The following is a 10707-nucleotide window of genomic DNA, read 5'->3' as shown; positions in this document are numbered from 1 at the left end:
CCGGAAGGGATCCCGAGGGAGCCGGATGGCTCTTCCGTCTCGAACCGCAGAATCTTGACCGGGAGATCCCGAATCTTGAACCGGCTTAAGCCGAGCTTGCCCCCGATCTCGGACACTTTTTAAGTTAGATTCCCCGCCGTGAACGGACCGGCGTCGCCGGATGGCTACTCCCGACCCCACGGGTTCAGCCGCAGCCGCCCGCCCGGAAGCCGCCCCTCGTATGCGACCCGAAGCCACGCGAGACCGTACCAGGTCGCAAACGGGCCAAAGAGCGCAACGAGCCATTTCTCGTTTCGTACACCGAGAACGATCATCGCGAGGCCGGCGCAAAGCCAGATCGCAGCGATCAGGGTGGCCACAACGCGTTTGGAAAGGGAGAGATTCGGTTGATGGTTCTCCAGCGGCGGGACCTTCGGCCGGACGCTCCGGACCGGACCGGCCGGCTCCGGATGGAACAGTCGATCCGACAGCTTCAGACGGCTGGACGGTTTCGGGTTGATGATGATGAAACGGACGGAGTCTTTCTTTTTCCTCGACCTGTTTTCGCGTTTAGGGGCCATGGATTGCTCAACACCATCTCACAAGATTTTCCGCGAAGCAATTCCATAACGGCATCGGAGAGTATCGCAGAGAGCCAACCGCGAGATCAATCGGATTTGCAGCGGTGGTATAATCCGACCATCCGCTTTCGGGAGAGCGATGAAATCCCTTCCCTCTTCAGTTGACAGGATGCCCGGGAGGCGGAAGCCTCCGGGCTCGCGGCTGCTCCTTGCAGCAGCCCTCCTCGGGGGTGTCGCGGTTGCCCTGTTTCTCGGGGCCTCGATTCCGGAGATCCTCGCCGGACTCGCGGGCGTCGCTTCCCGGACCCTCCGCCTCGTCCTGAAGGTCGTCGGCGTGATCGTCGCCCTGCCGATCGCTTTCTATTTCGTGGAGCGGTTCTTCCTGAAACGGTCTAGGGGTGGCGAGGGGTAAGCTTGAGGCGGGCCTCCGCGTTCGCTTCGACATCCTCCCTGTCCGTCCAGGCGGGGTGGGTCTTCCCTGACAGCCAGAGAGCGCTTTGATCGCGGTAGTGCCGCTCGAAGAAGTGGCCCGAAGCCCCGGTCGTGATCACCGAGCGCGCCTTCGGCCGGAACCCGAGCGGGATCACCTGGCGCATCGCGGGCCCGACCAGGACCTGGAAGTCCGTCCCGTGCCGGAATTCCTCCTTGAAGACCGTCTTTCCGTCGCCACCCACCGCGTTGGGCCCGATGTTGAACCATCGCTGGAAGTACCTCTTCTTCCCGAAGGGGTGCTCGAAGGTCACCTGGTGAAGCCTTCCCCACGTCCAGGTCGAAGAAACGCCCCCCAGCCGGTCTTTAAGAAAAGACATCGCCGAGAAGAGGGAGCGGGCCACGAGATCCTCAAGGGAATCCTTCCGTCCCGTCGCATCGTTCGCGAAAAAGAGCGAGTCGCCCCTCTCGATCACCCGGTCCATGGCGTTCCATGCCAGGCGGGAGGAACGGGTGAACTCCTCGTAGAGATCGTCGCCCAGGGGGTGAAGGAACACGTTTTCCATCAGCTTCTCATAAAAAACTTCGTAGAGGAGCGCCCCCTGGCTGTCGGCCCCAACGGCCAGGTCCCACTCCGAGAGGATCTTCGCCGCCTCCCTGAACACGGGTGACTCCGCCTCCCGCTTCCTCCCCACCTGGATTGCCAGGGAAACCGCCTTTTCCGCACCGGGAAGGAGGACGTCGGTCTGCATCCGCTCGAGCGCATCCACCGAGAACTTCTCCTTCGCCCGAAGTACCTGGAGAATCCTCCTTCCCCGGTCCGGAGGCTCGTAGAGCCTGGAGAGATAGTGCCCGAACGCCTTTCCCGCGGGAGGAAAGTTGGCGGCCGCGACGAACTGCTCCGGCGGATTCCACACGCGGGGGTTTTCGGAGAACGGGACGAATCCCCTCCAGTCCCATTCCCCCGTGTCGCCGGGGACGGGAAGCAGCGCGGCACCGCCCTTGCGCACCGGGATCCTGCCCGCCAGCACCACCCCGATGTTGCCCTCCTCGTCGGCGTACACGACGTTTTGCGCGGGATGCGGGAAACCGGACAGCGCCGCGAGAAACTCCTCACGGTTCCTCGCGCGGTTCAGGGCATACAGAACGCCCACCGGGTCTCCCCCGTCGTACCCCACCCAGTGAAACGAGAGGAGGGAGGTGATCCCGGGCAGCACCGGAGAGAGGATCGGCCCGTGCGGCGTCTCCCGGACCGTGATGAACTCGTCCTTCCGCCCCTTGACCCGGATCGTCTCCGACCGGCTCACGATGGGGATCCACTTCTTGCGGAACATCACCTTGTCGCCGTCGACCTTCTCCACGAAGAAGTCCGCGTCGTCCAGCATCGCATTGGTGAATCCCCAGGCGATCTTCGGGTTGTGACCGATTACCACGCCGGGGGCACCGGGGAACGATACGCCATATACGTCCACCCCCGGAGCGGTCAGTTGAACCTCGTACCAGAGCGAGGGGCAGGGGAGGACCATGTGGGGGTCGTTCGCAAGAATCGGGCGTCCGGTGGCGCTCTTCTTCCCCGATACGGCCCAGGCGTTCGACCCGCCGGAACGGGGAATCTCTCCCACGGCCAATCGGAGGGAGGCGATTCCGTCGGTCAGCACGGACGGCGGCAACGGCCGCACCCCCGCCGCGGGGCCGTAGACGGGCTGGACCACCGGCGATCCGGCGGGCACCTGGGGGAGCAGTTCGGCGAATTTTTGCGGGGGAAGCCGGAGGGCGATCTTGAACAGCGTGGCTTCCTCGGCCCACTGGGCCAGCCCGAACGATTTGAGAAATGTCCCCACTGCCACGTCCTCGGGGGCCCATCGCCGGGGCACGGTCCCCAGGAAGCGGAACTCGACAGGCCAGGCGCGCAGCGAGTCCATGCCGGCATTGACCCCCTCGCAGTAGGCCTGCACGATTTCCCGCGTCTTCTTCGGCCAGGAGGCGAAAAGAGCGGAGGCACGGTCGGCGAATCCCAGGTGCCGGAAGAGGCGGTCGGCGGAAAGGGCCTTCTCGCCGAAGATCTCGGCGAGCTCCCCCCGCGCCAGGCGCCGCTCCAGGTCCATCTGGTACAGCCGGTCCTGCGCGTGCGCAAATCCCTGCGCAAAGTAGAGATCTTGATCGTTCCCGGCCGTGATGTGGGGAATTCCGTATCGGTCCCGGACGATTTCCACGGGGGCGGACAGGCCGGGAGCGGCGAGGACGCCGTCCCGTTGCGGGGCGCTTCCCTGGAAGAACGAGGAGCAGGAGGAGAGAAGAAACGCGGCCGCGGCGAGAAGGAGCGCGGCCTTAGACCTGAAAGCCAGCGGGGCGGCTCCCCTCCCCCTCATTGCTGCGCGAATACCCGAGCCTTGATCTTGGCCAGGACGGTTTCGAAGACCTCCCCCGTATAGGTCCGGACGTGACGCCGCATCTCGATGAGGTACCGCTCGATCTCCCCCCATTCCGCGGCAAGGATTCCCAACTGGTCCTCATAGGCCTGGTCGTACAACCTTTGCATCCGGTTCTGGAGCGCCGACCGCTTCGTCCCGTCGTCGGGGTAGGCTCTCTTCGGGAGGAATTCGTGGATCGGCTCGAAGATGCGGACGTCGGTCTCTTCAAGGTGGAACAACTCGATGTTGTCGATCATCACGATCTGCTTCTCGGGGGTCGCCACGTAGTGGCCGTACCGCAGCGCCGTTCCGATGCAGTCCCCCAGGGCGTCCTGCCGGGCGGCCCCCACCACCCACCAGTCTCCGTCCCCGAGGATCCGGGAAACCGGGATCTCCTCGTCCAGGTAAATGTTGATCCCCTCCTCCTTCGGTTTGAGGAGCACCTCCTCGCCCTGCGGGCTCAGGTGGTACACCACGGGAAGGGCAGGCAGGCCGACCAGGCCGGGAAGACCGGCGTGAATGTACTCGCCGAGGCAGCCGAACCGGGAGAGGTAGATCTGGTGCTTCCGGCCCCCGCTGTCCTTCACGGTGAAGAGCGTGTCCTTGTGCACCTTCTCGACGAGCTCCACGTCCAGGACATCGAAGTCGCGAGGGCCGTTCTTCACCATATTCGACAGGAGGGAAAGGACCGCTTTCTTCAGGCCGGTCGTCTTGAGTTTCGAGGTGAAGATCTTCACACGGGCCGGGTTCGGCATCATGCGGATCGCCCCCCGGACCCAGTTCACGTAGGAATGAGAGATGCTGATGGGAAGCATGTCCGTGCTCGTCGGGTCGAGCAGTTCGTCCACCTTGGCTTCCCACAGGGGGATGTGCATCCAAAGGAACTCCTGGGGATTCTCCACGCCCAGGGCCATAAGGATCCTCTCACGGTCCTTCGTCTTCCGCTCGGCGGCCGGGATCTGGAAATACCGTCGGAGCGCCCTTTCATACTTTGCGAAGTCCGCCTGGACAGGGCTCATCGGAAGACCCTCCCCGATAAAATGCTTTTCCAGGTTGATACTAGCATCGTTCGACACGGGCGAACACTCCCTAACCCCCCCGGCTAGCGGGGCGGGCGCGAAAGCGCCGCAAGCGCCGAAGCCAGGGGCGCGTGCCCGCCGAAGAGGACGAGCTTGTCCCCCGCCGACAGCCGTTCCGAAGGCGACGGCTGAACGATCGCGCTTTCCCCCCGGAGGATCGACAGCAGGACGATCCCGGTGTCGTTGCCCGCCGGGAGGTCCCCCACCGTCTTGCCTTCCCACCCGGAGGCCGGCGAGACGTAGTAGATCTCGATCACCTTCCGGCGGAGGAACTCCTCGAACTCGGTGAGCAGCGCGCTGCTGCTGGGGGCAGCCCGCTCCCGGAGGATCCGGTACGTCCCGCTGCGGATCAGCGCTTCCTGCTGCCGGATCACGTGGTCGGGCACGTGATACTCGGAAAGGACCTGCGCGAAGATCTCCACCGAAGTCTCGAACTCCTCGGGGATCACCGCGTTGGCCCCGAGGGTGATCAGGTCGTCCACGTCCGCCACCAGTCGCGTCCGCACGAGGATGAAAATACCGGGGTTGCTCCTCCGCGCGATCGCCACCGCCCGCCGCGTCGCCATCGGGTCGGAGATCGCCAGCACGAGGATCCGGGCCCGCGCTACCCCCAGCCGGTCCAGGATCTCCGGGCGGTGAACGTCGCCGTAGAACATCGGCTCCCCTGCGGCCCTCCCCTCGCGGACCTGGGCATCGTTCAGGTCCACGACCAAGTACGGCACGCGTGTCGACTTGAGCACGCGGGCGAGGTTCCTCCCGTTCATCCCGTAGCCCGCGATGATGACGTGGTTCTCCATGCCGGTCTTCCGGATGGCGGCCTCTTCCCCCGTCTCCGGGAACTCCTTGCCGTGCACCACCCACTGATCCCACTTCCTGGCGAACCAGGGGGCCGCACCCATCAGGAACGGCGTCGCCGTCATCGTCAGGACGGTGATGGCCAGCAGGAACTGGTACTGGCTCGTGCCCACGAGGCTCTCCCGGTACCCCTCGGAGAGGAGGAGGAAGGAGAACTCCCCGATCTGCAGCAGCCCGATCCCCGCGACCACCGCCACCCGCCACGGGTACCCCAGGGCCCGGACCGTCCACCCGGTGGAGATCGCTTTGACCAGGGCGACCGCCCCCACCATCGTCAGGACCAGAGGAAAGTTCCCGAACAGGAACGGAAGGTCGAGAAGCATACCCACCGAAATAAAGAAAATCCCGTTGAAAACGTCCCGGAACGGGAGGATCTGGGCAGCGATCTCGTGGACATAATCCGACTCGGAAATCACCATCCCCGCCAGGAACGCCCCCATTCCCAGCGAGAGGCCGAACCGTTGGGCGAGGTAAGCCGTTCCCAGACACACGAGGAGGACGGTCATGGCGAGGATCTCCCGGCTGTTCAGCCGGATGATCTCCTTGAGGAGGCGGGGGATGAGGAACCGCGCCAGCAGGAGGAGCGCTGCAACGCCTCCGCCGGCCTTCGCCAGGGTCAGTAGGACGGCGGAGAACTGGGCCGTTTCCCACTGGCGGAGAGAAGGGACCAGGAGCATCATCGGGATCACCGCCATGTCCTGGAACAACAGGATCCCGAACGACAGGCGGCCGTGGAGGCTGTCGATTTCCAGCTTGTCGGCATACACCTTCAGGACGATCGCCGTACTGGAGAGGGAAACAACGAAACCCACGAAGATCGCCTCGGGAGCGGGCGACCCGAAAAGCATCATGATCGCAAGGGAAAGAAGGATCGTGGCGGAGACCTGCGCCCCCCCGGCCCACAACACTTGTCGCCGCATCTTCCCGATACTGGAAAGCGAGATCTCCAGCCCTACGGTGAACAGGAGGAGTACGATGCCGATCTCCGCAAGGGCGTCCACCATTCCCGACTCGGAAACGAGCCCAGCGCCGGTCGGTCCCAAGATTGCCCCCGCCACGAGGAACGCCGCCACCACGGAGAGGCGGAGCCTGCTGAAGAGGAACGCAACCGCAGTTGCGATCGCAAGGACCACGGCCAGATCCCTCAGGATGGCGGAAAACTCCAACGGTTCCTCCGGATGTCGCGATGAGCTACGCCGGAAAGTCTACCAGCGACGGCGAATTTTCTCCAATAGCCCCTTTCCGGGGGAGTCATTTTTTCTGTAAAGTTCGCCGGCAAACCTGCCGATAAGGTAATCAGGACCTGGCAAAGCAATTGGATTGCCTTCTCTCCCCGAGAAGGCAAAAACCGCCCGCAACCCCTTGATTTCGCGGGCGGTCGAAGATCCCCCGGGGCTCCCACCTCCGTCCCGGGGGATTTTCTTTTCCGGAAACCGGGCGGGGGACACTCCTCGCGATATCAGGCGCAAAGATCAGGAATGTCCCCCTAAATCACACCCCGTTCAGATAAGGCATCGAGTTCGGCGGCGGACAAGCCGAGGAGGCCGCAATAAACATCCTTGTTGTCGGCGCCTGGGGGTCGGCAAACCGACTTGAGGCGGGCGGGGGTGCCGCTCATCTTCCACGGGGGCGCGGCCAGAAGCAGGTCGCCGTACACGGGATCGGCGACGCGAGCAAAGCAGCCCCGTTCCCACCAGTTCGTCTCGGCAAGCGTCTCCAGCGGGCGGTTGACTCGCCCCGTCACCACCGCGGCGCCCGGGCCGCTCTTCTTTGTGGTGTAGTCCTCGACCGCCCGGAGGATCTCGTCGGCGGTCAGGTTTCCCGACCACTCTTCGAGAATGGAAAGCAGTGCCTTCTCGTTTTCCATCCGCACGCGGGCAGCGGGGGTGGAGAACCTCGGGTCGCGGGTAAGCCCCGGACGGCCGACGATCGTCATGAGCGACTCGAACGCCTCGTCGTTGTACGCCGCAATAAAGGTATGCCCGTCCTTGCAGCGGATGTAGGTGTAGGGAAAGACCGCGGGGTCGAAGTTTCCGGTCCTTTGACGCTCCTTCCCAGCGGTGTGCATCCACGTGATGTTGTAGTCGACGAACTTCATCAAGCCTTCCGCGCCGGAGACGTCCACGAACTGCCCCTTCCCCGTCTCTGCCCGGAAATGGAGGGCCGCCAGCACCCCGAAGGCGCCCCACAGCCCCTCGACGAACCATGCGTGCCAGTTCCCGAGTCTCGTGGGCGCCTGATGCGGCCCCGGCGGGCCGCTCCCATCCCTTTCCGGCTCGCCGACGATGTACGGGGCGCCGGAGAGCGCCTGGCATAAAATATCGGCGTCTTTGACGCGCCGCCGCGCGTTGGGGCCGAACGATCCGTAGGTCGAGAGGGCGAGAAAGATCAGGCCCGGGTTTTCGACGGAGAGAGACTCGTAGCCCAGCCCCATCTCCTCCAGGCGAGCGGCGTCTTCGGAAGTTAGGATCATGTCCGCCCCCAGCGCCATCCGGCGGAAAAGGCCCCGCCCCTCGCCCGAGACAAGGGAAAGGGTCACGAACCTGCGATTGCGGGCTTCGGACAGGAACGGCAGGCCGGTTCCGCCGATCGCGATCCCCTCGGGAGCATATTTCCTCGAGGGGTCCCCGCCCGGGGGCTCGACCTTGATGACGTCGGCGCCGAACTCGGAAAGGATCGATGCCGCCACCATCCCGCCGAAGTGGCCCGGGCAAACCTCCAGAACCCGCAGGCCCGGGAGAGCCTCCGGCTTCCCATTCGCCTGCCCCGGATCCGTCGCGCTCCTCGCCCAGCCGGTGAAGTCAATCATCTTGGGGCGGTCTCGCACCGGGGACTTCGGCCCACTTTCCGATGACCTTCTTACGGGCAAGATTTTCCATTTCCTCCGCGGACAGGTCGAGCAGACCGCCGAACACCTGCTCGTTGTGGTATCCCACCGGTTTCGCCGTCCACTTCATTCTTCCGGGGCTCTCCGAGAGCTTGGGCACGGGTCCGTACTCGTCGATCCGCCCGTACAGCGGATCGTCAAGCTCCCACACCGTACCGCGAGCGCGCAGGTGGGGATCGTGGTACTGCTCCCTCCCTCCCACGACGGGGGCCGCCGAGAAGCCTGCCTCCTCCGAGGCGCGCAGGATCTGGGCGCGCGTCCGGGACGCCGCAAAGCCCGCGACCCGTTCCGGCGACAACGGATCGCCCTCTCCGGCGGGGGCAGGGCCGGAGGACGCGGCACCCACCGCCTTCCGAAGCCCGGCCCGCTCCTCCCCGTCGCGCGCCGAGAGGGCCACGAAGCCGTCGGCGCACCGGTAGATGCCCGAAGGGGGAAGCACGACGTCCAGGTTCCCCGCCCGCTCCCGGTCCTTCCCGGTCTTTCCCGCATGGATCCAGGTCCAGTCCAGCGTGCGGATCATCGCCTCGGCCTGCGAGATGTCGATCAGCTGCCCCTCGCCGGTCCTCCGGCGCGCCGCCAGGGCCGACAGGATGGCGACGGCGGAGAAAAGCGCACCGGTGTAGTCGCCGACCCAGAAGCCGGCCTTGACCGGCGGCCGGCCGGGGAACCCGGTGATGGCGGAGAACCCGGAGACCGCCTGCGCGGTGGCGTCATAGGACGCGCGCCCCTGGGAATACGGCCCCCACTGTCCGAATCCCGAATTGGCGGCGTATATCAGTCCGGGATTGCGCTCCCGCAGCTGCAGGTAGCCGATCCCCCACTCGTCCATCGTCCCCGCGCGAAGATTCTCCACGACGACGTCCGCCTTCTCCGCGAGGCGGGTGAACAGGTCTTTTCCTTCCGGCAGGCGAACGTCGATCGCCACATGGAGCTTGTTGCGGTTGAGGGAAAGAAACGCGGGGGAAACTTCCTTCCAGAAGAACCCCTCCGGCGCGACGTACCGCATCAGGTCCCCCCGAAGCGGCAACTCCACCTTGATGACCTCAGCTCCGAACTCCCCAAGGTAATCGGACGTGACAGGCCCGAAAATCCGGGTGGCGAGCTCGATCACCCGGATCCCCTTCAACGCCTCCGGCTTGGCGGAGATCCCCGGCAGGGAGAACGCGTTTTCCGCGAATGCCTGGAACCCGCTCATCGGGCAGGACGCGCAGGAGATCCTGGAAGCCGCCTTTGGACGGGATCAGACGGCAAGGTACTTCTCCTTGACCTCCTCGTTGGACAGGAGGTCGGACATCGTTCCCACGTACTTGACGGAGCCCTTGTCGATCACATAGCCGCGGTCCGACACCTTGGCGCAGAAATGGAGGTTCTGCTCGGCCAGGAGCACCGTCACGCCTTCCTTGCGGATCCGGAGGATCATGTCGGCGAGCAGGGCCACGATCAGCGGGGCCAGTCCCTCCGACGGCTCGTCGAGGAGCAGCACCTCGGGATTTGTCATCAGCGTCCGCGCGATGGTGAGCATCTGCTGCTCCCCTCCGGAAAGCTGGGACCCCAGGTTCCTCTCCCGCTCCTGCAGGCGGGGGAAGAGGGCGTAGATCCGCTCGACCGTCCAGGGCAAGTCGGTTTCCTTCTCCCTCCTGGCTGCGACCTCCAGGTTGTCCCGGACCGTCAGGTCCGGAAAGCACCGTCGGTCTTCGGGCACGAAGCCGACCCCCTTCCGGCAGATCCGGAAGGCCCGCAGTCCGGAGATGCGCTCTCCCTTGAAGATCACCTCGCCCGTCTGAGGCGGGGTGAGCCCGATGATCGAGCGGAACGTGGTGCTCTTCCCGGCGCCGTTGCGGCCGATGAGGCTCACCACCTCCCCCTTTTCGATGGAGAGCGAGACGTCGAACAGGATGTGGCTCCGTCCGTAATAGGTGTTGATGGAATTCAGATCGAGAAACGCCATGCGTTCATCTCTCCGTGATTTCTTCCCCGAGGTACGCCTTGCGCACTTCGGGGTTCGCTTTGATCTCCGACGGAGTCCCGTCGGCGATGACGGCCCCCTGCTGGAGGACCATGATCTTCTCCGAGATGCCGAAAACGATGTCCATATCGTGCTCGGTGAAAATGAGCGTCAACCCCTGCTCCCGGGAGATCTTCTTGAGAAGTCCTACGGTCTCCCGGCTCTCGAACCGCGACATCCCGGCGGTGGGCTCGTCGAGCATCAGCAACTTCGGTCGGGACGCCAGCGTGATGGCGATCTCCAGCCGCTTCTGGTCCCCGTGGGACAGGACCGAGGCCGACATGTCGTACTTTTCCACAAGCCCCACCTGCTCGAGAATGGCCAGCACCTCCTCGCCGACCTTCGTGAACTTCCGCGCCAGCGAGAGGGGGTTTTTACCTGTCCCGTAATGGGAGAAGAGGGCCACCTGGACGTTCTCGAAGACCGACATCCGAGGGAAGATGTTGGTGATCTGGAAGGAGCGGCCGATCCCCTTCCGGAT

Annotated in this window: 8 protein-coding genes and 1 pseudogene (1 of these 9 cut by a window edge); 1 reads left to right on the top strand and 8 read right to left on the bottom strand. The window is 64.6% G+C overall.

The features are described 5' to 3' along the window. Positions 1-164 precede the first annotated feature (164 nt). Entirely contained in the window at positions 165-560 is a 396-nt protein-coding gene (locus A2Z13_08640) for a hypothetical protein (GenBank protein OGP78913.1), read from the bottom strand. Between the two features lie 169 nt (positions 561-729). Here A2Z13_08640 and A2Z13_08635 point away from each other — a divergent pair, with 169 nt between their 5' ends. Beyond that, positions 730-972: a hypothetical protein gene (locus A2Z13_08635; protein ID OGP78912.1), complete on the top strand. Its 243-nt coding sequence runs from the start codon at positions 730-732 to the stop codon at positions 970-972. On the opposite strand, the gene A2Z13_08630 is transcribed toward A2Z13_08635, so the two are convergent. From A2Z13_08630 to A2Z13_08600, 7 genes and pseudogenes are all read right to left on the bottom strand, one after another. Beyond that, entirely contained in the window at positions 953-3358 is a 2406-nt protein-coding gene (locus tag A2Z13_08630) for a hypothetical protein (protein ID OGP78911.1), read from the bottom strand. The two genes, A2Z13_08635 and A2Z13_08630, sit on opposite strands and share 20 nt — an antisense overlap. After that, complete coding sequence (locus A2Z13_08625) at positions 3355-4419, bottom strand: hypothetical protein (protein ID OGP78910.1); 1065 nt, start codon at positions 4417-4419, stop codon at positions 3355-3357. The genes A2Z13_08630 and A2Z13_08625 overlap by 4 nt, the downstream gene beginning before the upstream one ends. An 83-nt stretch (positions 4420-4502) precedes the next feature. Next, the gene (locus A2Z13_08620; protein ID OGP78909.1) at positions 4503-6500 is read right to left on the bottom strand and encodes a hypothetical protein; all 1998 of its coding nucleotides are present in this window, start codon (positions 6498-6500) and stop codon (positions 4503-4505) included. Positions 6501-6820: 320 nt separating this feature from the next. After that, on the bottom strand, positions 6821-8143 hold the full coding sequence (locus tag A2Z13_08615; GenBank protein ID OGP78908.1) for a hypothetical protein: 1323 nt from the start codon (positions 8141-8143) through the stop codon (positions 6821-6823). Next, positions 8136-9347 (bottom strand): hypothetical protein, encoded by a 1212-nt coding sequence (locus tag A2Z13_08610; protein OGP78914.1) that lies wholly within the window; start codon positions 9345-9347, stop codon positions 8136-8138. Before A2Z13_08610 ends, A2Z13_08615 begins: the two co-directional genes overlap by 8 nt. Before the next feature lie 114 nt (positions 9348-9461). Then, on the bottom strand, positions 9462-10169 hold the full coding sequence (locus A2Z13_08605) for an ABC transporter ATP-binding protein (protein OGP78907.1): 708 nt from the start codon (positions 10167-10169) through the stop codon (positions 9462-9464). A 4-nt stretch (positions 10170-10173) separates the two neighbouring features. Beyond that, positions 10174-10707 (bottom strand): annotated as a pseudogene (locus A2Z13_08600) (ABC transporter ATP-binding protein); it runs 238 nt beyond the window's last position.

Source organism: Deltaproteobacteria bacterium RBG_16_64_85, assembly GCA_001798885.1.
Lineage (GTDB): Bacteria > Desulfobacterota > Deferrimicrobia > Deferrimicrobiales > Deferrimicrobiaceae > FEB-35.
Note: the sequence above shows the minus strand (reverse complement) of the source record. Positions and strands in the feature narration are given on the sequence as shown.

Bases quoted from the DNA above. Each gene is read 5' to 3' on its own strand.
- A2Z13_08640 (OGP78913.1), bottom strand. From the start codon at position 560: ATGGCCCCTAAACGCGAAAACAGGTCGAGGAAAAAGAAAGACTCCGTC.
- A2Z13_08635 (OGP78912.1), top strand. From the start codon at position 730: ATGCCCGGGAGGCGGAAGCCTCCGGGCTCGCGGCTGCTCCTTGCAGCA.
- A2Z13_08630 (OGP78911.1), bottom strand. From the start codon at position 3,358: ATGAGGGGGAGGGGAGCCGCCCCGCTGGCTTTCAGGTCTAAGGCCGCG.
- A2Z13_08625 (OGP78910.1), bottom strand. From the start codon at position 4,419: ATGAGCCCTGTCCAGGCGGACTTCGCAAAGTATGAAAGGGCGCTCCGA.
- A2Z13_08615 (OGP78908.1), bottom strand. From the start codon at position 8,143: ATGATTGACTTCACCGGCTGGGCGAGGAGCGCGACGGATCCGGGGCAG.
- A2Z13_08605 (OGP78907.1), bottom strand. From the start codon at position 10,169: ATGGCGTTTCTCGATCTGAATTCCATCAACACCTATTACGGACGGAGC.